The sequence below is a fragment of the Desulfobotulus sapovorans DSM 2055 genome, assembly GCF_059569355.1.
This window is the reverse complement of the sequence record NZ_JCANVJ010000014.1, coordinates 59,155-82,445: the sequence shown is the minus strand read 5'-3', so window position 1 is coordinate 82,445 and position 23,291 is coordinate 59,155. Positions and strand designations below refer to the sequence as shown.

Sequence of the window (23,291 nt, the reverse complement as noted above, 5' to 3'; positions counted from 1 at the left end):
GGAAGCGGAATCAATTTCAAACGAAAAGGTCTGCGTTCCCTTCTGGAACGCGCAATGCGGGGAGACAAGCTCACAGTTGTATCTGCCCACCGTGACCGACTATGCCGATTTGGATTCGATCTCATCGAGTGGATTATCCGTTCGGGCGGCGGTGAAGTCGTGGTTCTTGACGAAACTCAGCTCTCACCCGAGCAGGAACTTACTCAGGATCTTCTTGCCATCCTGCACGTTTTCGCCTGCCGGATGCCCGGACTCCGAAAATACCGAAGCCAGATTGCAGAAGATCCAACCATCCCCGGAACAGAAGAAGCTCTTCAAGAGCTGGACGGATGCGAGCCGCTATGTCTTCAACAAGACCTTTGACTACCTGAAATCCTGCGTGAATTTCACGCCCTCCTGGATGGATGTCAAAAAAGACCTGCTCAAACAGCTACCCGCCTGGTGCGATGCCGTTCCTTTTCAGATCAAGGGCATGGCTGTGAAAGAAGCCTGCGGAGCCTTCTGGGCAGCGGATAACCGGGAGCCGAAATTCCGCTCCCGGAAAGAACCTGAACAATCCTGCTTCATCCCGAAATCCGCCATTTCCGAAAAAGGCATTTACCCAAGAATCTCCGGGAAAGGACTTCGTTTCACAGAACCTCTTCCGGCAAACCATCTGGACTCCCGCCTGATCTGGCGGTTCAACGCCTGGTGGCTTTCGATTCCGCACAAGTGCAGCACAGCGCAATCCGAGAACCAAGGACGTGTTGTTGCCTTAGACCCCGGAGTCCGAACCTTCATGGCCTTTTACTCTCCCGATTTCTCCGGAAAGATCGGAGAAGGAGACCTTGGCAGAATCCAGAGACTGTGTTTTCATCTGGACAAACTGTTCTCAAAACGCAGTCTTTCAAACAACAGCCAGAAGAAGCGCAGTCTGACAAAGGCCATCCGCAGGATGCAGCAAAAAATCAAAAACCTCATTGACGAGCTGCATCACAAAACAGCCCGTTTCCTGACGGACAATTTCGACTGCATCCTTCTCCCTACCTTTGAAACAAAGGACATGGCTTCAAAGACCAAACGAAAAATCCGCTCTAAAACTGTGCGCTCCATGCTGACCTTTGCCCATTACCGCTTTAAAATGTTCCTGAAATGGAAAGCGTCTCAGCGTGGAAAGACGGTTCTGGATGTCACGGAAGAGTACACCAGCAAAACCCACCCGCAGACCGGAGAAGTCCGGAATATCGGTGGCGCAAAACGTATTCCGCTGCTCAACGGGTCTTGGGCAGACCGGGACGTAACAGGCGCTTTCAATGTTCTGCTGAAAGCTTTGACAGATTCGTCCACACCGGTAACGGTGTGCAGTTAATGTTAGCGAACATTAAGAAAAAAGGATCGGCTTACAATGGGGTATTTTCATCTTCTGGAATTGCAGCAGGAACCCTTTTCCAATGCGCCGGATCCGGATTTTTTCTACCTTTCCGCCCCTCACCGGGACTGTTTGCAGCAGATTGAGCTGAGTCTCAGGTTGCGGCGGGGCTTAAACCTTGTTCTGGGAGAGGTGGGCGCAGGAAAAACCACCCTCTGCCGCCATCTTTACGCCGCTTTTTCCAAAGATCCCACTATCCGTATGGTTTTTGTGCCCGATCCCGCCTTTCGGGATGTACGGGCTTTTTTATGGCATGTGGCCACAGGTCTCGGGCTTTCGGGTCTGGAAAGCGAAGACGATCTTAAAGAAGCCCTCTGTGACTTTTTTCTGAAGGAAGCCGGAGAAAAGGGGCGTATCATCGTTTTTCTGCTGGATGAGGCCCAGAAGCTGAAGCCCGATATCGCGGAAGTGCTGCGGGAGTTTCTCAATTTTGAAACCAATCACCAGAAGCTGGTGCAGATGGCGCTGGTGGGCCAGCCGGAGCTTTTATCGGAAAAACGCCTGCCGGAAAATTTCATGGACAGGGTGCATCTCTGTCATCTTCTGAAGCCCCTGGGCTTTCGGGATACCTGCGGGCTGATCCGCCACCGTCTGCGCATGGCGGGCCGGGAGGATGCGGGGCTTTTCAGTCTGGCCGCCCTCTGGGGGATTTACCGGAAAAGTGGAGGCCACCCACGAAAAATCATTCACCTCTGTCACCACACCCTGCTGCTTCTTCTTGTACAGAATCGTAAAAAAGCAGGATGGCAGACGGTGGGGCAGGCGGCAAAGCGTCTGCCTCTCGGGCTGAAGGGAAAAGTCCATCCTGCCTTTTCGAAAAAGGGCGGGCTGCTGGGCGGGCTGCTGGTTTTGAACCTGCTGCTGCTTTCGGCTCTGGGATACGCCGTCTGGGGGCAAAGCGGACGGGCACAGGAAAATGGACAGCCTCAGGTGGCTCGGGTTTCCCCCCCATCTTTTTCCGATGGGGAAACAGGAGAGGGGGCACCGGAGGACAACGGGAAGGCAGGAGAGACGGAAAAAGGCGGGGAAACAGCCGATCCGGCAAGAGAGCTGAAGGAAGGCTCTTCCGTAAAAAATGACCCGGTCAAAAAAGAGGTGGTCAAAAAAGACCCGGAAGAAGGAAGTCCGCAGGAAGGGGGCAGGGAAGAGGCCAGCCCGCCTCCGGCCCTTCTCGGCAGCCTTGTGGTGCAGCCCGGAGATATGGCAACGGATATGATATGGCGGATGTATGGGGTTTCCAACCCCTTGCAGGTGAAAGCCCTGGCTGCGGCCAATCCCCGTATCCGGAACCTGAACCGTCTCCGTCCCGGAGAGCGTCTTTTTTTTCCGGCCCAGCCTCTGGCATCTCAGCCCCGGTACCCTTTTTTTCTGCTGTATGAATCCGAAGCGCTTTCCGATGCCTGGAAGGCCTTGAAAAAATTCGATGCTGAGGATCTGCCCCTGCGTCTCATTGCCTTCTGGCGGGAGGATCTGGGCTTGCGTTTCCGTATCGTGCCCAATGCCTGTTTTAAAGACTGGCAGGCTCTGGAAGCCTGGCAGTTGCGGCTGAAGGATGTTCTGGAAGACGGCGAGGCCCCCCTGCCCCGATCCTGGGAGACGGGGCTGGTCTTTTATGCCGACCCGGAGCTGATCTGTACCCTTGAAAGACGGGAGTAAACCCCATGGCAGGCAGGCGTAAACGGCTTGGTGAAATGCTGGTGGAAGAAGGTCTGATCACCCAGGAACGTCTCAATGAGGTGCTGGAAGGTCAGGCCCGGTCCGGCCTGAAGCTGGGGGAGTATCTGGTGCGGGAAGGGCTGGTTCGGGAAGAGGATATGGTGTCCGTGGTGTCCCGCCAGCTCGGTATCCGTCGCTATGTGCCGGAACTTTTTCCCGTGGATGCCAGCCTTGCCGAATACCTGCCCACCGGTCAGGCCATGAAATATCAGGCTGTTCCCCTGGCCCGTAAAGGCTCTGTTCTGGTCATGGCCCTGCGGGATCCTACGGATATCTATGTGCTGGATGCCCTGGAGGTCTTCACCAATCTGGAGGTGGAGGTGGTGATCTGCACGGAGCAGGAGTTCAACCAGCTTCTGGCTGCCGTGTATGGTGCCAGCTCCGGTCTGGTGGGCGCCCTGGAAGAAATCCGGGAAAAGGTGGCCGAAGAGGATGCGGAAACGGGGATTGAGACCGCACCCGTCACCCGGGATCTGGATGTCAGCTCCCTTCAGGCCATGGCCGAGGATGTGCCTGTGGTGAAGCTTGTCAACACCCTCTTGTCCCAGGCGGTTCGGGAGCGGGCCAGTGACGTGCATATCAGCCCGGAAAAAGACCATGTGCAGGTTCGTTTCCGGGTGGATGGCAAGCTTTTTGAGGTACCGGCTCCGCCCCAGCGTCTTTTTCTGCCCACGGTTTCCCGCCTTAAGGTGCTGGCCGGTCTGGACATTGCCGTATCCCGTATCCCCCAGGATGGCCGTTTCACCATCCGCATGGGCCAGAAGGAAATCAACATCCGTGTTTCCAGCCTGCCCACCATCTATGGTGAAAATATTGTCATGCGTATTCTCGACACGTCCGCAGCCGTGCAGTCTCTGGAAAATCTCGGTATGGACGCCCGTATCCAGGAAACCATCCGGGCCGTGATCCGCAAGCCCTACGGCATGATTCTGGCCGCAGGCCCCACGGGAAGCGGCAAGAGCACCAGTCTTTACGCCATGCTCAAGGAAATCAACAGGCCGGACATCAACATCATCACCCTGGAAGATCCCGTGGAATTCCGGGTGGACAAGATCCGCCAGGTGCAGCTGAACAAAAAGGCGGGTATGACCTTTGCCAGTGGCCTGCGCTCCATTCTGCGTCAGGATCCGGATGTGGTCATGGTGGGAGAAATCCGGGACGGGGAGACGGCTTCCATCGCCGTTCAGGCAGGACTGACCGGCCACAGGGTGTTCAGCACGGTGCATACCAATGATGCGGCAGGGGCCATCACCCGTTTTCTCGATATGGGGGTGGAGCCTTTTCTGGTGTCTTCGGTGATGCTGGCCACCATTGCCCAGCGGCTTGTGCGCCGCATCTGTTCCCACTGCGCCGAGCCTTATGAACCGGCTGCGGCTGTGCTGGAAAGCTGGGGGATGTCCCGGTATCAGGGCCGCACCTTCATGAAAGGGAAGGGCTGTCCCAACTGTATGCAGACCGGCTATCAGGGCCGGGTGGGGATTTATGAGGTGCTGGTCAACGATGAAGATGTTCAGGAGATGATTCTTCAGAACCGGTCTGCCAAGGAAATCAGCCGGACACTTCAGGAGGCGGGGAAACTCAAAAGTCTGAAGGAAGACGCTGCGGAGAAGATTCTTGCCGGAAAAACAACCTTTGAGGAGGCCGCATCTGCGGTGATGGTGTGATATGGGCCGCTATGCATACAGGGCACTGGATGAGTCCGGGAAAAAACTGAAGGGGATTCTGGAGGCGGAAAGTCCCGAAGCCGCAGAGCGGATGCTGCTGGAGAAGGATCTCGTTCCCATGGGCGTGAAGGCCCTGGCCGGAAGCGGTGGTGGAGGCGAAGGGCTGGGGCGGTTCATGGGGGTGAAGGCCGAGGAACTGATTTTGTTTACCAAGCAGTTCCGCACCCTGCTGAAGGCGGGGGTCGGCATTCTGCGCATTCTGGAAGTGCTGGAAAAACAGACGGAAAATGCCAGACTCCGTTTGGTCTTTGTCGCCATGGGCCGGGACATCCGGGGAGGGGCCAGTCTTTTTGACGCTTTTCACAGCCATCCTTCGGTCTTTTCCCCCTTGTACTGCAACATGATCCGGGCGGGAGAGCAGAGCGGGAGCCTGCCCCAGGTGCTGGAGCGTCTCACCTATATCATCGAACATGAGCACAAGGTTAAATCCGATATCAAAAGTGCCTTGCAGTATCCCATCATTGTCAGTCTCTTTCTGGTGGTGGCTTTTTTTGTGCTGCTGACCTTTGTCATTCCCAAATTTGTCTCCATCTTTGAGAAGGTGGGGATCGACCTGCCCCTGCCCACAAAAATCGCCCTGAACCTCTACGCCTTTCTGGAAGCATTCTGGCCCTTTCTTCTTCTGGGTTCCGTGGGCGGGGTTCTGGGGCTTGTTTTCTGGTTCCGGACGGAAACGGGGGGACTGATGCGGGATCGCTTTCTTCTGGCCCTGCCTCTTTTTGGCAAGCTTTTTTCCAAGGCGGCCATGTCCCGTTTCGCCAGCATTTTTTCCATCCTCCAGGCCAGCGGCATTCCCGTGCTGGATACCCTGAAGATTCTTTCCGGTGCCATCGGTAACGCGGCGGTGGCCTATGAATTTGAGCAGATCGGTGAAAAGCTGAGCGAAGGCAAGGGCATTGCCGGGCCTTTAAGTGAAGCCCGGTATTTTACGCCCATGGTGGTGAACATGGTGGCTATCGGTGAAGAATCCGGAAATCTGGAAGAGATGATGCAGGAAGTGGCCGTGCACTATGACGACGAGGTGGGCTACGCCACCAAGCGCCTTGCCGACGCCGTGGGGCCGCTTCTGACGGTGGGGCTGGCGGTGGTGGTGGGCTTTTTCGCGGCAGCGATTTTTCTGCCCATGTGGGATCTCACAAAGATGGTGAAATGATGGAAGCTAACACAAATCACGCAAAAGGGCAGGCCGGTTTCACCATGATCGAGATCATCGCCGTGCTGGTGATTCTCGGGATACTGGCGGCGGTGGCGGCGGTCAGGATGACGAATACGGATGCTTACGATCTGACATCCCAGATTGAAGTGGTTAAAACCCATCTTCGATATGCTCAGATAAGGGCCATGAACACAGATGCCCAATGGGGTATCGATTTTACCGGGGACTCATACTATCTTTTCCGGGAAGGGCAGGAGAACCGTGTCACCATACCGGGAGAGAACAGCGATACAGTCCGTTTCAGTGGTAAGGGTTCAAAACTCAGGATAGAAAAGGACGTGACTGTTATTTTTGATTCCTTCGGAAGTCCCGGAAAGGAAAAAATCACCATCCAAACCAATGGCGGCAACATTGTTGTTACGCCCAATACGGGGTTTATTCCATGACACTGAATCAAAGGGGGACAGTTCCCTTTTTCTCTTCTTTTGGTTTTACCCTGATTGAGGTGGTTGTCACCCTTATGGTGGTTGCCATTTTGGGGACGATGCTTGTAATTTTTACAAGAAGCAACCTTTCTGAGAGCAGCATGACCTTGCTGGGGATTCGGCAGACATATAATCTGTCTGGCGTGATGGACAATATCACGGCTGATTATAAAAGAATTCTTTCTCAGGAAGATAAGGGGCTTGGTGATTTCAGGGACGCAGTCGGATCCGTAGGGGAACATGCCAATGCATATGGTTCTTATAAAGTCATATTTAATAAATTTATTACATTTAGTTGCAGTGAGAAGAATGTCTGTTCAGAATCAGTTTCTGAAGATGCCACAAATATCCTGAAGATTACCATTGCAGATATTGCAGAACAGCAGAAAATAACGGCTTTGTTTTCAGAGTAGCCCGGAAATGCCAGAGGAGAATATCATGGAGTCAGAAAATGGGTTCACCCTGATAGAAATCATTGTCACCCTTGTCCTGGTCGGTGTGCTGGCGGCTGTTGCCGGTACCGGGATTGTATCCATGACTCAGGGCTATCTGTTTGTTAAGGATAATACGGTGGTGGCAGGGAAAGCGCAGGTGGCTCTGGAAAGAATTACAAGGGAGGTGTCCGAACTCCGCACGATCCGAACTCCGGTTACAGACGCAAAGGAGGATTCCATTGTTTTTGATAAGGTTATTGGATCAACAGCCATTGGGTTGGTTCAAAATGAAATCAGACTGGCAACAGGAAGCGTGGGTACAAAACCGGACTTTAAAGAGGGCGATGTCCTGGCAGATCAGGTGAGCCTCCTGAGATTCGATTACAGAAAAGGGGATGGAGATCCCTGGACTTCGTCGGACAACATACCCGAGTTGTCCCATGTACGTGTCACCCTCACCATGAGAGGCTCGGGAGCGGGCACTGATTTTACATTTTCTTCTGTGATTCATCCCAGAAATAACGGCAATATGGGAGGCGAACCCGTGGAAAACGGGGGGGGTGAAAACGGTAATGGCGGCTGCTTCATATCCACCGTCTGTCACAGGGGGGGCTTATGAAAGAAGCATTTGGGTTTGATGACAACAGTGGATTTCTTCTCATAAGCACCATTGTAGTCATGGTTATTGTTTCCATTCTGGGCATAGCCATGTTTTCCATGACATCCTCTTCCCGTATGACCCATGTGAGCGGAAAGATGACAAAAGATGCTTTTTATATGGCTGAATCCGGGTTCAGGTACGTTGCAAGTGAACTGTACCATGTGACGGAGGAAAAGGGCAGTGTACGGGACAGGGCGCAGAACCAAGAAGCCCATGACATTAACGGGCGTACTTTAAATCTGGCGGAAGGCTCCATAGAGATTACCCTTACGCCTTTTCACTTTGTGACAAGTCAGGAAATAAAAAAAAATGATAAAAATATTCCCGTCTGTTTTCCGGGAGCAACCCCATCAGGCTTTGTCACTCCCTATCCGGGAAGAATAGAGATCGATGGCATCCGTATGGATTTTTCCAGTTTTTCCAACAATGTTTTTACCCTTGAAAATGGTATGCCCCGTGTTATTCCGGAATGGACCACCGTCACCATACTTGCCAGCCCCAAATCAAAACAAACCATCACGCCGGGATCAGACAGCTCGGCACTGACATTGGCGAATTCTAAACATGCAGAAGGTTTTTTCATGCCCGAACGCAACGGCAAATTTGCCATACAGGGCAACCCCTTTATTTATCAGTATGATTATCGGGCAGACGGTAATTCCACCACCTTGTACGGTGTCCGGAATTCGCAAAATCCTCTGGATAATACGCCATTCACAGTGACCACGGACACAATCATCATCCCCCAGAATTTTTTCCGGGTGGAGAGCAGGGGAACCGTTGGGAATGCCAGCAGGAGATTGACATTTATAGCGCCTGTGGATCTTGTGCGGGGTTCCGGCACCTTTGATGAGACCACCTCTGTGGATACCTTTTCTGATGGAGTTAACCCGGGGAATGCGGATAGTGGTTGGGAAAATAAGCGTGGTACCTATAGAGTGATGTCTATTGGTGGTAATAATGCTTTAGAACTTTATCGGACATATTCGGCTCAAGGTTTTCAATATAGTTTTTTAAGCCGAAAATCTGAAAGTTTAGGAGATTTCCGTGGGGCTTGGCTGGGAAGTAATCGTACTTTGAGTTATGATACTCAAGTTAAAATGAAGTTACCATCTCAAAATTATTATATGGCAGGATTGCTTTTTCGTGCGGAGTTGGAAGAGTCAGATTGGAAAAATTATTCAATGCTTGGCGTTTCTTTACTTAGGAGTGAAGGAAGCGATGATGGAATACAAGGTGTTGTTGTACCGGTTAATCACCGGCCATTGATTGTTTTGTGGAGAAAGGAAAAGACAGAAAATAATATAACTTTGGGTATGAACTGGATTGCCTATAAGAATCTGCTGACGCTTTATTATAAGGAAGATAGCAGTAATTTTTTCTCCAATAAAAATAATTTTTTTATTATAGGTGAAGTTAGCCGTGCCCGTGCCCATGTAGAGTCGGTAACGCCGGTAAGTGGTGGCCGTGGTGAGCTTTCCTGTTCAAGCATTTACTCGTCTTTTGAAAGAGATGAAGAATTTGATTTTTATGAATTAAAATTTACCACTAGTGAAATTCGTTCTTGGAATGAAAACAGCGAGCGTATTCGATTTAAAAAAGATTATAGTCATGGAATTCAAGTTGGTGATATTGTTCAGGGTACAAATTCAGGGGGAAGGGCCTATGTGGATAGCGTAGATGGAAAAGATGTTTTTGTCAGTGACAGAGAAGGTGATTTCTCAAATCATGACCATTTAAATGTGTATAGGCCTAAACCGAACAATAATGCTCCAAAATTCGATTATGCCCTCACGGATATTCTGACCGGAGTAAACAACCGCCACATCAAGGACTGGACCACCCTTTTGGTAAGGGTCGAGGAAAAGCTGGAGAACAATAGCCCTGTCAACCATATCCGGGTCTATGTGGGAGATACCCATAATCAGGGCGGCACACCGGACGGTTCTCCTCTGGACACAGACAGACGCGCCAATCCGAGACGGGCCTCTTCCATCAGTCCGGAAGACGTCAAATGGCCGCCGGATGAGGGATGGGCTGGGGTCTTGCAGGATGGAACGGAAGAAGAAAAGAATGATATCAAGGCACGGGATCATTTTACCCTCATCCGGGGCTGGACAATAAATTCGTCATTCAGCAGTTCCTTCACGCTTACAGGCAGTGCTGAAGAGCCGAATGCCATTATCGAAACAAAGCTGTTTACCACCAGCGGGTTTGAGAATTTCAACCGACAGGAGCTTGGGCTTTGGACAGCAGGAGAGGGCATGGATGGGAATACATATTTTGACGATTTTGCAGTAAGGCTGAAGGGTGGGGTGCGTACCGGCACCCGGAGCGGCCTGTCTTCTCCACTGATGTATTGAGAAAAGGGAGACGGATGCTTTTTTGCTGCTAAGGGGGATATTTGGAAAATTCATCAGGTTTTTTCTGGAAGAAAACCGGCCTTCTTCTGAGCATGAGCCGTCCTGTTTTCTGGCCTGCCTTCCCCCTGATCTTTTTTATGGGCGTGGTGTATGGGGGGGACGCATCCTTTTTCCTGACCCTGCCCATGCTTTTGCAGGCCATTGCACTCTCTTTTCCGGCCTGTCTCTTTGTTTTCGGTGTAAATGACATCTATGATCATGTATCGGATGGCATCAATCCCAGAAAAAAGGGTCTGGATGGCATACGCCTTGCCATCCCTGACCACAGGCTTGCCGCTGTGGGGGCTGCGGGAGGTGCCTTTGCTCTGACCCTTTCTTCCCTTTTCACCCTGAATGTTGTTAATGGATTTTATACGTTGAGTTTTTTTGTGCTGGCTTTCTGCTACTCAGCCCCTCCATGGCGCTTAAAAACCCGCCCACCCATGGACTCCATTGCCAGCGGTATCATCGGTGTGCTTGCTCCCGTCGGCATGGGTTACAGTTTTACGGGGCAGGGCTTTGGATTGCCGTCACAGGCCTATGTGTTCTGTTTTTCTCTCATGGGTTTTCATGCCTACAGTACCATTGCCGATCATACCGCAGACAAGATCAGTAAAGACAGAACCTTTGCCGTGGTCTTCGGCAAAAGAACTGCCGCTGTTTTTGGCGTGTTGGGTTTTGTGGCAGCAGCCATGGCTGTGTATGCCACACATATTGCTGTATTTTTTCTCCTCTGCGCAGCGTGCTGCACGGCGAGTTGTTTTTGGTCGTCGGAAAAAATGGTTCGATATATTTCCATTGGTGTTATTGCAGGAGGCATACTGCTGCTGGCTGGGTGGCTGATGTCTTGCTGAGAGAAAAAGCGTCACGTTTTTTCAGGGAAATCACAGAGCAGGAGGAAACCCATATGCTGGCAGAATACATCCGGGAAAAAGGCCGTACGGAAGGCATGGCTCAGGGCATGGCTCAGGGCATGGCTCAGGGCATGGAAAAGGGCATGGAAAAGGGCATGGAAAAGGGCATGGAAAAGGGCATGGAAAAGGGCATGTAAAGGGAAAAATTTGAAACCATCCTGAATCTCAGGAAATTCAACATGCAGCCCGCAGACATTGCCCAGATCACCCGCCTGACTCCGGAGACGGTGGAGGCTGTTCTTGCGGCTGGGGAGAAGGGATTTGACCTGTTGATCCGCAAAGAGGACATCACGCATTAACAAACAGGAGGAAAAAAAGGGCCCGTCTCTTTTTTTACGGTATGGAAAATTTCGAAACTCTCATTCAAACAACCATGCAGTCCGGATATTCCGATGTGCATCTGACGGGCGGGCACCCCCTGGTGTTTCGCAAAGAGGGCAGAATCGGTTTCCAGCCGGAAATCCGGTTCTCCCCCGGCCAGCTGGACACCTTTGCGGAAAGCCTGCTGACATCCAGGGAAAAGGCCATCCTTCAGGCCCGTTTTTCTGTGGATCTTGCCCGTTCCATGCAGGGGGTTCGGGTACGCATCCATGTCTTTTCCACCTCCAGGGGCTTGAGTTTTTCCATCCGGCTTCTGCCCGGTCATCCGCCCACCCTCAGCCAGCTCAATCTCCATCCCCTCATTCGGGAAGCCTGCCGTCTGCCCAAGGGACTGGTTCTGATCTGTGGTTCCACGGGATCAGGAAAATCCACCACCATCGCCGCCATGGTGGACGAGATCAACCATACCCGGAGTGAACACATCGTTACCCTGGAAGATCCCATCGAATACCGTTTTTCCTCGGCAAAATCCTATGTGGAGCAGAGGGAGCTGGGTACCCATATGCCCTCCTTTGACCAGGGGCTTCGGGATGTGCTGCGTCAGGATCCGGACGTCATTGTGGTGGGCGAGCTTCGGGAGCCGGAAACCATCCGCCTGACTCTGAACGCCGTGGAGTCCGGGCATCTCGTCATCGCCAGCCTCCATGCCACCCACTCCGAGGATGCCCTTTACCGTATCTGCAACTCTTTTCAGCCGGAAATTCAGGATCTTGTGAGAAACCAGCTGGCTTCCACCCTGGCACTTCTGGTGGTGCAGCAGCTGGAAAAGGAGTCGGGTATGGGGTTCCGGGTGCCGGTGCTGTCGCTTCTCCGGGGGACTTCGGGGGTGAAAGGGCTGATCCGGGAAAATCGTTTTTCCCAGATTGAAAGCGCCATGCAGATGGGTAAGGATGGCGGGATGATGACCCAGGAACAATATCGCAGAGACTACCTGCGCCAGCAGAAAAACCTGACACCTCCTTTCCGGATTTTCCGTCCTTCTCTGGAAGAGGTGCAGGAACCTTTGCATGCTTCACGTCTTCTGGCGGAGACCGGGAGTCCTTTCAGACCTGAAGTGTCCAGAGCACCGTCTCCCCTGCCAGAGGGGAAGACTTTTGCTCCGGGTTCGGGAGAAATCCGCTCGCCCGGTGATGCTTACGAAATTGATGAGGACGGACTTTCCCTGTCCGATGTGTTGAAAAACCTCTAAAGTCTTTGCCGCGCCCCGGCGCTGTGAATACAAAAGAACTGAAAACCCAACATTCTCCGTTTTTAAATGGGGATGTTGGGTTTTTGTTTTCAATGTGGGAGCGAGTATTTTGTATGCGGTGTGTTTATGGTTTTGGACGTTTTTTCATTTTTCCCTTGATGTCTACGATTTTTTTCTTTATAGGTTCAGCATTATTTTTTTCAGGGTTTCCAGAATGTCTTATCCATGAATGATTAATTTTTATTGATTTCATGGAGTTGTTCTGTGCCGTTTCTTTTTTTGAAGACTCGGTTGGGAGAGATTCCGTTTCGCATGTATGTTTTGGCGATGTGGGCCTGCCGCAAGGCATTCGGATAAAATTTTCATGGGGGAGTGAAAATGTATAAGAAATCCAGGTATCAGTCCCGTTGTTTGATGGGCGATCAGGGGCTTACTCTGATGGAGCTGATTATCGCAATGGCTGTTTTTGCGATATTGGGCGGCATCGCTGTCCCGAAGTTTCAGGAACAGGTGCAGCGGCATCGTTTTCAGTCGGCCTCCATGGAGCTGTACAGCATCTTCATTTTTACCAAGTCTGAAGCCATACGTCAGGGCAGGGATGTGGGGCTTTCTGTGGAAGGGGATACGGTAACGGTTTTTCTGGATGCGGATAAAAGTAAAAAGCTGGATGAAGGCGATACGATTCTGCGAACCTTTGCCCTTTCCAATGCCATCCGGATTCTGGACATAGGGGAAGGCAGCAATAAAAAGGCCTATGTATTCAACCATCGGGGAATGACAACCCATTGGGGAACCCTGGCCTTTGAAGGTGGGGGGGGAAGAAAGAAAATTGTGGTGTCCAGCCCAGGTCATATCAAAATTGATGCGGTGAGTGCAGGGTAAGGAGTCCGGGAAATGGAAGGCCGAAAAAGAGGGACGGGCGTTTGGGCCGGGGCCGGGTTTACTTTGATTGAACTTGTCGTTGCCATGGGGATTATGGCGGTGCTGGGAGGGATGCTCAGCATACAGTTCATGCGGCACATGGATATGCATATGCAGCAGAAGGCAAAGGTGGATACCCAGCAGCAGGTTCGTACGGTTCTGGGGTGGATGGAAGACGAATTCCGGATGGCGGGGTTTAATCCGACCAGTTCTTCTGAACCTGTTGTGGGAGTGGTTTTTGCCAGCGCCACACATTTTGCCTTTTCTTTCAGGCAGGAGGATGCAGAGGATAAAAACGGGGTCTGGGAAGAAAAGGACTGGAAATGCCTTGATTATTATATTGATGCCAATGACAAGGGGCTGCGCCGCAAGGAGCGCAAGACGCTGGCATCCCAAGGTTCCACAAGTATTATCCTTTCCGATGCCCGCCTGAATTTTGTGTATCTGGATCGTCATCAGAATGTTCTTCCTTCGCTTAAGCCTGAAGAGTATGCCCGTATCCGGGCCGTCCGCATTGAGCTTGGGGCGGTTTATAAGGATCGCAAGGGCGGGGAGGAAAGTGTGGATCTTGTCACCACCGTAAAATGCCGGAATCTGGGAATCGGGTCATGAAAAAAAAGAGCACTTTCTTTGTGGGAACATCGGAGGGGTTCACGCTGATTGAACTCCTGATCGCCCTCTTTCTTCTCTGTGTTGTGGGAATGGCCATTTTTTCCGTGCAGGTTCAGAGTATCCGCGCTGCTGGCCGGTCTGCCGTTCTGACGGAGGCTGCTGCCCTGGCTTCCCAGGAGCTGGAACGGTTTCAGAATGCTCCCATGAACGCTCTTTTTTCCGGCCTTGCCCAGCCCTATCGTACCCTGGACAGGCTGAATGTTTTTCCACCCGAAGCAGAAGGTGGCTGGGATGGGGAGGGTGTCGCGGCTGGAGATGCTAACCGTACCTATCGTCTGTACTGGAATGTGGCTCCCGGTGCCCCAGGAAGTGTACTTGAGGGCACAGCCATGGTGCGTATGGAAGTGCAGTGGGAAGATCGGGGACAGTTGCGGCGTCTGCGTTTTGATCTTTTAAAGACCGATGTGATGTGAACATTGGGCGCAGGAGTGGGGGGGGTAAGAGCACGTATATAATTTTTTGATTACCTCCTTACCTCAGCTCAGCTATCGTTCCCATGCTCCAGCGTGGGAACGCAATACCGGGCGCTCCTGCGCCCAGAGCCAGTATCCTCGGGAATTTCTTCTCCAGGAACCGGGTATTGCCGAAGCGCCGGGATGATCCAGACCCAAACATGGAGCACATCCGGTTTCTGAATGCCATACAAGCGTTTGGGGCATGACAGTGTTCCGGGATTTAAGACGCTGGAGCGTCTCAAGATGCATTCCCACGCTGGAGCGTGGGAACGATGGGTTCAATGCTGCATGGCTGAGCCAGGGTGGTAATCAGATTTAATTTTATAGTGAAAAGGCTTTCGATATGCCAGAAAAACGATTTTTTTCAGGTTCAGTGCCAGAAGCAAAGCCCCTGTTTCTGTCTTCAGAAGAGGGCATCGCCATCATTACCACCCTCCTGATTCTTACCCTCATGACCCTCTCCGGCTTCGGCCTTCTCTATTTTGCCACCATGGATATCCGTGTTTCAGGAAACGACAGGGTTTCCCGAACGCTGCTGCACAGGGTAGAGGCTCAGGGACTTTACGTAACCCAGAATCTCCGGGATATGGATTCGGATAAGCTGCTGAGGGAAAGCCCTTCCCGTCCGCAGTGGATGCATACGGAGCAGGAGGCACGGGGCTTTTTGGACGAGGCGGTGCCAGCACAGAAGGTTTTCAGTATTCTTGAAGATAAAGAAATAATGGCCTTTGTGAAAAACTGGCCCGCCAATGATTCCGGAAAGGTATCGGTTTTTGAAGATTCCGATATTTTTCCATTTCTGGGTGAAGGCCGGGGGCGGGTGCTGGTGGTAGATCTGGGGCCATCCGGTGTGGGCTCCCAGGATATCGGCTCCGCTGTTTTTCATGAATATATGGTTTTTTCTGAATATGAGGACGGAAGGGGGAACGTCCGTTTTCTGGAAACGAGTCTTCTCCGGAAACAGTAACGGATACCCGCCTGTTTTCCTCTTTTTTTCTGTTGTCAACCTTTCGGGAGAACGTTTATGTCTGCAAGAAGACGGCCATGGTTCAAAAGCCTTGTCGCAGGTTTTCTGTTGCTGGTATCCGGTATTTTTTCAGCCGCCCATTCTGTGGATATCAGCGATCAGCCCATGCTCAGCGTGATGAAGCCACCGCCTGCCAACATCATGTTTCTCATTGACAATTCCCAGTCCATGAATTTTGAGATCCTTCTGGAGGGAACACCCCAGGGACTTTTTTACCGGGACTCTGATCCGTTAAAGGTCGGATTCGCCTATCTTTTCGGGTATGATGCCCTGGATCTGGGTTCTGAAGTGGATTCCATCGTGGATCTCGGTGACAACCTTAAGCGAAAGTACTACAGAAAACGGACGGATCTCGCCAAACGGTACTGGGAAACCCGGTGCAATGGCTATAACCGCCTGTATTACAATCCCCACGCCTACTATCTTCCCTGGCCCCGCACAAAAAATCATCCGGATCTGGGAAATGCCAGCCTGACGGCCCCTCTGCTGAATCCTGCCAAAAAAGATTCTCACAAGATTTCCATGAAGAAAATCTATTACACGGTTCAGAGCAACAGGCTTGATGATGACATGGCCGATTTTTCAGGCGAAGGTTGGGAGCGGAAAAATTTTGTAAAATTTCCGGATCCATTGAATACAGGCATCAATGACATAGTGGCCTTAAATGGCAGTTATCATCTTTCTAAAAATAAAAATGCCCGTGTGATTTTTCCTTTCCATCTTTCAGGCAAAGGCAAAAAAACAATCCGGATTAAGTGGGTACTGGAGCCTTTCAGATCCAATAAAGTCAGGCTGGAAATTTTAGACTTTAAAGGGAATATTTTGAAAACAACGGTTTTTAATCAGGGAATCATTTTAAAATCTACCGAAGCCGTTGATGTGGATGTGACGGAACTGAACGACCATGGGCCTGATATCTATGTGAGACTCACAAATGAAGATATAGATAAAATGGTTGTGGATACGGTCACCGTCAATGACAGGCCCCGGATTTCCAACGCCCATTACGTCACCTTTGGAGATAAGAATGAAAATGGGAGTGTGGATCCGGGGGAGAACGTCTATCTGGTCAACTTCATCTGGCGCGATGGTTTTCCCGATGCTGGCGGTGGAGATTATGACGGGGAAGATAATGATGGGGACGGGAATGACAATCCTGATGGTGATGCAGGTGTGGATGATGATGTTCAGGAAGACAGCAATTCCGGGTTGGTTGTGCGTAAGATCTATAAGATTCCCGAGGGGGCTTCTGCTGGTGACAAGAGGTGGCGTTCCGGTTTTTTAAAGGCCGTGAAAGCCTCGGATCTTCCTTCGGATCTGCGGCGGATCTATGACCCTGACTATGTTGTGGAATCCACTTCGGATACGGCCTCCCCGGACGATCCGGCCGTGAAAAATCCCTATTATGTTTCTCCGGTAACGGATCTTCAGAATTTTACCAACTGGTTCCAGTATTATCGCACCAAACTGCTGGCCACCAAGTCCGCCATTGCCAATGCGGTCTATAACCTTAACAATGTGCGGATCGGCTACCACACCCTCCATAAATCCGTTACCATGGAACCCCTTCTGGTGAACAACAAGGGAAAGGCTTCTGTGGTCATTGTGGATGACAAGGATGGTGAGGAATATTACAGGGAAACGGATAATCCTCTGATTCAATGGACGGACTCCTTTGCACCTGTGGCCTACAATGGCCGTTCTCGGAATTTTGCGGGGATTCTCAAAAGGGACGCCAAGGCCCGGTGGTTTGCGGATGTGCCCGAGGCGGGAACCTATGATGTCTACGTGCGCTGGAGCCGTTATGGCAGAGGGGCCTGGCGGGACAGGAAGGCCCGGTACAGGGTAGGGCTTCAGGATGAAGACGCCTCTGTTTCCTGGGAATATGAGACCGAAGATGTAAATCAGAACGGCAGTGAACAATACGGCTACCCGGATCGCTGGAACAAGCTTACCACCGTGACCGTCGATAAGGTTCATGGGGGCAAGGAAGTGCTTGTGGAGCTGACAAGAGGAGAGTTCTGGCTGCACAGGCTTACCAATGCGGATGCCATCAGGCTGGTGCGTCAGGGGGGCGATAGTGAGGAGGACAATTCTGAAGCCCTTCTGGATCGTCTTTACAGCATAGAAGTAAAAATGAACATGGACAAACCTCTGCGTACGGGGCTGGAATCCATCGGTAAATATTACGATACCGAGGATACTGCGTCCTTCCAGAGTGATTCCCCGGCTCTGAGCGATTCTCCCTATTATCCGGAGGACAGGGGCGGGGCCTGCCAGCAGGCCTTTGTCATCATGACCACGGACGGTCTCTGGACCCACGGGGATTCCGTGACTGTGGGTGATGCCGACGGTGACGGCGTTGCCAATACCCTCGCCGATGTGGCCAAACATTACTATGATCTGGATCTGGCCCCTGACCTTCCCAATCTGGTACCCACCAACGTCTTTGACCAGAATACCCAGCAGCATATGGTGACCTATGCTCTGGCCTTTGGTAATAAGGGAAATATTGAAGATCCCAATGACTACAGGTACTGGGAATCTGGTGCCAAAGAGCCCTCATGGCCCGTAGAGGATAAGGATACCCTCAGCTGGGATGCACTTGATAAAATGGATGATCTGTTTCATGCAACCGTGAATGGCCGGGGACGCTACCTCAATGCCGCCTCACCGGATGAGATGGTGGGGGCTATGCGCAGTATCCTGGAAGATATTCTCATGCGTGCTGAGGCCACAGGGGCATCCCTTGCCGTGGACAGCCAGCGTGTCCGGGAAGATATGACGGTGTTTCAGACGGAATACTATCCTAAGGACTGGCTGGGGGATCTGAAGGCCAAGCCCCTGAATGTGGTGTCGTCGAGTCTCACTGTGGGGAATGAAAAATGGAGTGCAGCCCAGAAGCTCAGTGAGAGACATCCCGGAACCCGGCGTCTTTTTTCCTTTGACGGGAGTCATTCCTTCATTTTCCGGACAGATACCCTTCCCGAAGCGGTAAAAACCCTTCTGGTGGCGGATTCGGGGCTGGATCGTCTTTCTCCAAAACCTGCGGTGGGTGATCTTGTTGCCTATGTCAGGGGAGAGGATCAAACCGAATACAGGGTAAGAAAGGCCCGACATGACGATGCGCCGACTTACCAGTATAAGACCGGTGATTTTGTTCATTCCGCACCGGTTTATCACAGGGGGCTTGTCTATGCGGGAGCCAATGACGGCATGCTTCATGCCTTCAATGCGGCAAACGGAGAGGAGGTTTTTGCCTTTCTGCCTTCCTTTGTGCAGCCCCATCTCTGGGAGCTGATGCGTCCGGACTATACGGACAATCACCGTTATTTTGTGGATGGCCCCATCACCATCCGTACCCTGGTGCAGGATAACGGTTTACGGGACGTACTTGTGGGCGGGATGCGCAAGGGGGCCAGGGGATATTACGGTATGACGCTTCGGGATACGAAAACGGGATGGAGTGTGGAAAAAGCGAATACCAGTGAAGCGGATCTGATGACAGGACTTTCCGTATGGGAATTTCCCCCGGTGAATGAACGGAACGCGGACACGGAAAAGGGAAAGGAGATGGGCTATTCCTTCAGCTCGGCGGCTGTGGTGCAGTCCAACGGGCCGGGGAACCCCTGGGTGGCCATTTTCGGCAACGGTTACAACAGTGCTTCCGGAGAGGCTGTACTCATCATTGTCAATGCCATTACAGGGGAAGAGATCCAAAGGCTTAGAACAGGTGTTGGGGAAGGCAACGGGCTTTCCAGTCCTGCGGTGGTGGATGTCAACCGGGACGGTACGGGAGACTGGGTGTATGCCGGAGACCTGAAGGGCAATATGTGGAAATTTGATATCTCTTCTTCCAATATTATGGACTGGGGAGTGTATTTTCAGGATGAAAATGTTCCCAAACCGCTTTTCACGGGCATTGGAAAGGCGGGGGAAGATCCCCAGCCGGTCACCACAAAGCCGGGGATTGCCCGCCACTGTCTTGGCATGGGCTATACGGTGGTCTGGGGGACGGGAAAATATCTGGACAAAGCCGATATTGAAAATTATGACCGCCAGACTCTCTACGGGGTCTGGGATCATGGACTTTCCGGAAAGACGGGATGGTTGGGCGGACTGGATCGGGACAGGACGGAAACCCAGGCCAGCGGGGCAAAACATTATGGTCTGACAGGAAGTTTTTACCGTCTTGTGGAGCAGCGGGTGCGTGTGACCTCAATGCTACCACGGGAAGGAGAAATTGCCGGGGAGGCGGGATCCAGTGTTTCCGTTGATGTCGCTTCCCACACAAGTTATCCCCAGAATTTTCTTTTCAAAAAAAACGGGGAAAAGCTGGTTGACCCTCCCGTTCTTGACGTGAACAGCACCGTAGGCTGGTTTTTTGATCTGCCGGATATGGGCGAGCGCATCGTTCAGGATCCCCTGATCCATGGCCCCTATGTCTTTGGTATTTCCTTTGTTCCCGAAGGCAGTGTTTCCACCTGTACGTCAGGGGGCTATTCCTGGTTCAATGGTGTGGAAAGCTGTACGGGAAAGCGTTCTTCCCATGCGGTTTTTGATGTGGATGGCAACGGCAGGCTGGAGACGGCAAGGAAGAATGAAGACGGGAAATGGGAGCACAACGATGGTCTGGTTTCCGCAGAGGGTGCCACCGCCGTATCGCGAACCCGTGTGGAAGGCATGATGTACACACCAAAGATTTTGCATGGCAAGGATATGGACGCTCTTCTGGCTTCCACATCCCAGGTCAATGCCACGGTGAACATGACCGTTGTCAGGGAAGGGGAAGGACTTATTTACTGGCGTATGAGATGATTTTGCGGCCCTGGGGTTGAGTGATGTTGTCTTGCTGTTTACAGGTAAAGTTTTTGTTAAAACCTGACTCTTTTTGTCTTTTTTAGGCAATTAGTGTCAGTTTTTTTTGTTTTATGGGAGTTTTTGAGGATGCTGTTTTGAGGAGAGTATAAAGTAAGGTGCCCTGGAGCAGGTCTCTGACACGGAGTTTTTCAGGAAAAAACAGTGTGGTGCAATCTTTGCTGCTGTATTTTGAGAAGGTGTCTGTGTGCCTTCTTTTTTGTATGTTGTAAACGGTGTTTTTTCTATTGTAGGATAGGAACTGAGGAATGGATTCTGGGTGGCATGGGGTATGGCAGGAGTAATTTTAATATTGATATGACAAGTGTGCCAGGTTCCGGAACCATCAGGGTTTCTGCTTGAACCGGAGTGAAGAGGAAGGTATTGGAATGGATTTGAAAACGGTATGCCAGAAAACAGGATGGGGCAAGCGGAAGCAGGAGGGGGCATCCAGAGGATTTACCCTGATTGAGGTGCTTTTGGCATTGTTCATTCTTTCTGTTGGTATGCTGGGACTTGCAGTACTTCAGAATCGTGCCTTGAAGGACAATCACAGTGCTCTCCTTCGTTCTGTAGCTGTGCAGCATGCCGAGGATATTTTAGACAGAATACGTGCCAACCGTGCCAATGTGGCAAATTATGCCATTGCCCTGGATGTTCCCAATGCCTGGGATCTGGAAAATCCCAATCGTGCCACACTGGGAACCGGGCTTACAGCCTCAGGATATGGGGGGATGGCGCATACGGATCTTCTGGAGTGGAAGTTCGGACTGGCCCAGAACCTTACCCTTGGAAATGGTTCCATTGCTGTGGCGGGCAATCGTGTGACCGTAACGATCCAGTGGAGTGAAGGGAATAACAATGTCACAGTCATCACGAATGCTCAGCCTTGAAAAACCCTGTTTTGAGAGGGCGGAAGGATGAAAAAGGATTTGAAAACCATAAAGAAGAAATCCATGGCAGGGCTGACACTTGTGGAAGTGCTTGTTGCCTTGGCCATTTCCCTCTTGTTGGGGACGGGGGTTTATCAGATTTTTGTAGGTACCACCCGCAGCTATGCCATGAATGAAGACCTTGCCCGTTTGCAGGAAAATGGTCGTTTTGCCCTGCATTTTCTGCGTTCAGAGGTGCGGGGAGCAGGGTATCTGGGCTGTTTGCAGGATGTAAGCAAGGTAACCAATGCCCTGAATGGGGCAACGGATTTTGTTTATGATTTTCAGGGTGCCATTTATGGGGCGGAGGCCCTTTCCGCAGGAGGCTGGGCAGACAGCAGCGGAGCCGTTAATCCTCTGGCAACGGGTACCAATGCCATGGCCCTGAATCCTGCCCCTCTGGCCGGGAGTGATCTTGTGGTGGTTCGGGGGATACGTTCGGATATTCCGATATCCATCATAACAGGTATGCCCCCTACCTCTGCGGATATGAAACTGACCGCAGGTCTGGCGGCACTCGGGATTTTGGATACGGGCGGAGGGGATATTCTCATGATCTCGGATTGTGAGGCTGCCGCAATTTTTCAGACCACAAGCTATACGGACAGCAATGGCAACACGGTTCACAATACGGGGACTGGGAGTCCTGGAAATGCGACAAAAGATTTGGGCAAAGCCTTTGGGGCCGGAGCCCAGATTTTTTTTCCTCAGACGGCGATTTTTTATATTGCAAACAATCCTGGCGGAGAGCCTGCGCTCTTCCGTAAAATCGGTACCGTGGCAGCGGCCATGGAAATCATCGCTGGTGTTGAAAATATGCAGGTGCGCTATGGGGAGGATACCTCGGGAAACGGGGCTGCCGACGTTTACAGGAATGCCAACCAGGTTGTGGACTGGACCCGGGTGATGAGTGTCCGTATCGGTGTACTGCTTCGAAGTGCCATCAGCCGGGATCCTTCGGCACCTGTGGACAATGCACAGTATGATGTATCCGGGGACGGGAATACCGATTTTACGGCCCCTGGGGATCGGCGGATGCGTATGGTGTTTTCCGGAACCATTGCTTTGCGTAACCGTGTCCGGTGAAAGGAGGAAATATGCATATGCGCAGGTTGCTGAACAATGAAGAGGGCATCATTCTGATTACCAGCCTGGTATTGCTGGTGGTGCTGACGCTGATTGGTATTGTGGCCATGCAGTCCACCACCATGCAGGAGCGTATGGCGGGCAATATTGAGCAGCGGGATCAGGCCTTTGAGAGGGCAGAAGCGGGATTGCGTCTGATGGAACGGCAGCTGGACAACTGGGTGGTACTGCCTTCTTTTGACGGGCAGGGTACCCGGGAGAATGGCTTTTCGGGTCTTTATACCCCTGGCGTTACCAGTACGGAAGCTCCGGCGAACTGGTGGGTCGATGATGAGGATCACCGGGATTCGGGGGATGCTGCTTGTATTGTTGAATACATGCTGCCCATTACCATCGGTGCCAGTGATTCCCTTGCCTTTGGTGCACTTCCTGAGGTGAATGCGGGAATGTACCGTATCACGACACGGGCGCAGAGTGCCAATAACCTGGCTGCTGTGATGATTGAGGGAACCTATGTCCGATAGATTTTGTCTTTTTTCACTGCGAGGATGGGGGACTGTATGCTGAAAAAAATCAGTCTTGTTATGTTATGGGGAATTGTTTTGGCGTTCCCGGTGTGGGCGGAGAGTGTTGTGCAGACAGGCTTTCTTGAAAAGATTGATCCCCATGTCAGACGGGTTGTTGTTGACGGGAATGAGTATGCCCTTGCGGACGCTGTGTACATACAGAATTCTGGGGATACGAACAGTTTTTTGAGCCTGTGGGATCTGCGGCCTGGTTATAAGGTCATGCTTGAGCTTTATCCCGATGCACGGGGAGAAATGCGTATTGAGAAAATGACAGTGTTCATTACACAGCAATGACTTTGGAA

Annotated in this window: 21 protein-coding genes; all 21 read left to right on the top strand. The window is 51.7% G+C overall.

The genetic code is table 11. The features are described from left to right. Positions 1-363: recombinase family protein (locus tag BR04_RS10960; protein ID WP_496356053.1), on the top strand; the 363-nt coding region annotated here is incomplete at its 5' end. Beyond that, positions 275-1,348 (top strand): RNA-guided endonuclease InsQ/TnpB family protein, encoded by a 1,074-nt coding sequence (locus tag BR04_RS10955; protein WP_496356052.1) that lies wholly within the window; start codon positions 275-277, stop codon positions 1,346-1,348. The genes BR04_RS10960 and BR04_RS10955, both read left to right, overlap by 89 nt. 36 nt (positions 1,349-1,384) lie before the next feature. Continuing rightward, positions 1,385-3,064 (top strand): AAA family ATPase, encoded by a 1,680-nt coding sequence (locus tag BR04_RS10950; RefSeq protein WP_496356051.1) that lies wholly within the window; start codon positions 1,385-1,387, stop codon positions 3,062-3,064. A gap of 5 nt (positions 3,065-3,069) precedes the next feature. Then, on the top strand, positions 3,070-4,788 hold the full coding sequence (locus BR04_RS10945; RefSeq protein ID WP_496356050.1) for a GspE/PulE family protein: 1,719 nt from the start codon (positions 3,070-3,072) through the stop codon (positions 4,786-4,788). A gap of 1 nt (position 4,789) precedes the next feature. Beyond that, positions 4,790-6,001 carry a type II secretion system F family protein gene (locus BR04_RS10940; protein ID WP_496356049.1) on the top strand — a complete coding sequence of 404 codons (1,212 nt, stop codon included), beginning with the start codon at positions 4,790-4,792 and terminating at the stop codon, positions 5,999-6,001. Then, positions 6,001-6,450, top strand: coding sequence for a pilus assembly FimT family protein (locus tag BR04_RS10935; RefSeq protein ID WP_496356048.1), 450 nt, complete (start codon positions 6,001-6,003; stop codon positions 6,448-6,450). Before BR04_RS10940 ends, BR04_RS10935 begins: the two co-directional genes overlap by 1 nt. Then, positions 6,447-6,902 (top strand): type II secretion system protein, encoded by a 456-nt coding sequence (locus BR04_RS10930; protein WP_496356047.1) that lies wholly within the window; start codon positions 6,447-6,449, stop codon positions 6,900-6,902. The genes BR04_RS10935 and BR04_RS10930 overlap by 4 nt, the downstream gene beginning before the upstream one ends. 25 nt (positions 6,903-6,927) lie before the next feature. Then, the gene (locus tag BR04_RS10925) at positions 6,928-7,542 is read left to right on the top strand and encodes a prepilin-type N-terminal cleavage/methylation domain-containing protein (protein ID WP_496356046.1); all 615 of its coding nucleotides are present in this window, start codon (positions 6,928-6,930) and stop codon (positions 7,540-7,542) included. Continuing rightward, positions 7,539-9,947: a pilus assembly PilX N-terminal domain-containing protein gene (locus BR04_RS10920; protein WP_496356045.1), complete on the top strand. Its 2,409-nt coding sequence runs from the start codon at positions 7,539-7,541 to the stop codon at positions 9,945-9,947. Before BR04_RS10925 ends, BR04_RS10920 begins: the two co-directional genes overlap by 4 nt. Positions 9,948-9,988: 41 nt before the next feature. Beyond that, a complete protein-coding gene (locus tag BR04_RS10915; RefSeq protein WP_496356044.1) occupies positions 9,989-10,840 on the top strand; it encodes a UbiA family prenyltransferase in 852 nt (283 codons plus the stop codon). 53 nt (positions 10,841-10,893) lie between these two features. After that, positions 10,894-11,037 (top strand): hypothetical protein, encoded by a 144-nt coding sequence (locus BR04_RS10910; RefSeq protein WP_496356043.1) that lies wholly within the window; start codon positions 10,894-10,896, stop codon positions 11,035-11,037. A 257-nt stretch (positions 11,038-11,294) separates the two neighbouring features. Beyond that, positions 11,295-12,470 carry a type IV pilus twitching motility protein PilT gene (locus BR04_RS10905; protein ID WP_496356042.1) on the top strand — a complete coding sequence of 392 codons (1,176 nt, stop codon included), beginning with the start codon at positions 11,295-11,297 and terminating at the stop codon, positions 12,468-12,470. Between the two features lie 378 nt (positions 12,471-12,848). After that, positions 12,849-13,352: a GspH/FimT family pseudopilin gene (locus BR04_RS10900; RefSeq protein ID WP_496356041.1), complete on the top strand. Its 504-nt coding sequence runs from the start codon at positions 12,849-12,851 to the stop codon at positions 13,350-13,352. 12 nt (positions 13,353-13,364) lie between these two features. Then, positions 13,365-14,003: a PulJ/GspJ family protein gene (locus BR04_RS10895; RefSeq protein ID WP_496356040.1), complete on the top strand. Its 639-nt coding sequence runs from the start codon at positions 13,365-13,367 to the stop codon at positions 14,001-14,003. Next, positions 14,000-14,476: a type IV pilus modification PilV family protein gene (locus BR04_RS10890; protein ID WP_496356039.1), complete on the top strand. Its 477-nt coding sequence runs from the start codon at positions 14,000-14,002 to the stop codon at positions 14,474-14,476. Before BR04_RS10895 ends, BR04_RS10890 begins: the two co-directional genes overlap by 4 nt. A gap of 385 nt (positions 14,477-14,861) precedes the next feature. Next, on the top strand, positions 14,862-15,485 hold the full coding sequence (locus BR04_RS10885; protein WP_496356038.1) for a PilX N-terminal domain-containing pilus assembly protein: 624 nt from the start codon (positions 14,862-14,864) through the stop codon (positions 15,483-15,485). A 57-nt stretch (positions 15,486-15,542) separates the two neighbouring features. After that, complete coding sequence (locus tag BR04_RS10880) at positions 15,543-20,363, top strand: PilC/PilY family type IV pilus protein (protein ID WP_496356037.1); 4,821 nt, start codon at positions 15,543-15,545, stop codon at positions 20,361-20,363. Between the two features lie 428 nt (positions 20,364-20,791). Continuing rightward, entirely contained in the window at positions 20,792-21,295 is a 504-nt protein-coding gene (gene pilV, locus BR04_RS10875) for a type IV pilus modification protein PilV (RefSeq protein WP_496356036.1), read from the top strand. A gap of 63 nt (positions 21,296-21,358) precedes the next feature. Next, positions 21,359-22,420 carry a PilW family protein gene (locus tag BR04_RS10870; RefSeq protein WP_496356035.1) on the top strand — a complete coding sequence of 354 codons (1,062 nt, stop codon included), beginning with the start codon at positions 21,359-21,361 and terminating at the stop codon, positions 22,418-22,420. Positions 22,421-22,431: 11 nt separating this feature from the next. Then, positions 22,432-22,944, top strand: a complete 513-nt coding sequence (locus BR04_RS10865) for a pilus assembly PilX family protein (RefSeq protein WP_496356034.1) — start codon at positions 22,432-22,434, stop codon at positions 22,942-22,944. A 36-nt stretch (positions 22,945-22,980) separates the two neighbouring features. Then, positions 22,981-23,283 (top strand): hypothetical protein, encoded by a 303-nt coding sequence (locus tag BR04_RS10860; protein WP_496356033.1) that lies wholly within the window; start codon positions 22,981-22,983, stop codon positions 23,281-23,283. The last annotated feature ends 8 nt before the right edge of the window (positions 23,284-23,291 follow it).

Bases quoted from the DNA above. Each gene is read 5' to 3' on its own strand.
- BR04_RS10900 (WP_496356041.1), top strand. From the start codon at position 12,849: ATGTATAAGAAATCCAGGTATCAGTCCCGTTGTTTGATGGGCGATCAG.
- BR04_RS10930 (WP_496356047.1), top strand. From the start codon at position 6,447: ATGACACTGAATCAAAGGGGGACAGTTCCCTTTTTCTCTTCTTTTGGT.
- BR04_RS10890 (WP_496356039.1), top strand. From the start codon at position 14,000: ATGAAAAAAAAGAGCACTTTCTTTGTGGGAACATCGGAGGGGTTCACG.
- BR04_RS10920 (WP_496356045.1), top strand. From the start codon at position 7,539: ATGAAAGAAGCATTTGGGTTTGATGACAACAGTGGATTTCTTCTCATA.
- BR04_RS10895 (WP_496356040.1), top strand. From the start codon at position 13,365: ATGGAAGGCCGAAAAAGAGGGACGGGCGTTTGGGCCGGGGCCGGGTTT.
- BR04_RS10865 (WP_496356034.1), top strand. From the start codon at position 22,432: ATGCATATGCGCAGGTTGCTGAACAATGAAGAGGGCATCATTCTGATT.
- BR04_RS10945 (WP_496356050.1), top strand. From the start codon at position 3,070: ATGGCAGGCAGGCGTAAACGGCTTGGTGAAATGCTGGTGGAAGAAGGT.
- BR04_RS10950 (WP_496356051.1), top strand. From the start codon at position 1,385: ATGGGGTATTTTCATCTTCTGGAATTGCAGCAGGAACCCTTTTCCAAT.
- BR04_RS10860 (WP_496356033.1), top strand. From the start codon at position 22,981: ATGCTGAAAAAAATCAGTCTTGTTATGTTATGGGGAATTGTTTTGGCG.
- BR04_RS10880 (WP_496356037.1), top strand. From the start codon at position 15,543: ATGTCTGCAAGAAGACGGCCATGGTTCAAAAGCCTTGTCGCAGGTTTT.
- pilV (WP_496356036.1), top strand. From the start codon at position 20,792: ATGGATTTGAAAACGGTATGCCAGAAAACAGGATGGGGCAAGCGGAAG.
- BR04_RS10885 (WP_496356038.1), top strand. From the start codon at position 14,862: ATGCCAGAAAAACGATTTTTTTCAGGTTCAGTGCCAGAAGCAAAGCCC.
- BR04_RS10940 (WP_496356049.1), top strand. From the start codon at position 4,790: ATGGGCCGCTATGCATACAGGGCACTGGATGAGTCCGGGAAAAAACTG.
- BR04_RS10910 (WP_496356043.1), top strand. From the start codon at position 10,894: ATGCTGGCAGAATACATCCGGGAAAAAGGCCGTACGGAAGGCATGGCT.
- BR04_RS10870 (WP_496356035.1), top strand. From the start codon at position 21,359: ATGGCAGGGCTGACACTTGTGGAAGTGCTTGTTGCCTTGGCCATTTCC.
- BR04_RS10935 (WP_496356048.1), top strand. From the start codon at position 6,001: ATGGAAGCTAACACAAATCACGCAAAAGGGCAGGCCGGTTTCACCATG.
- BR04_RS10925 (WP_496356046.1), top strand. From the start codon at position 6,928: ATGGAGTCAGAAAATGGGTTCACCCTGATAGAAATCATTGTCACCCTT.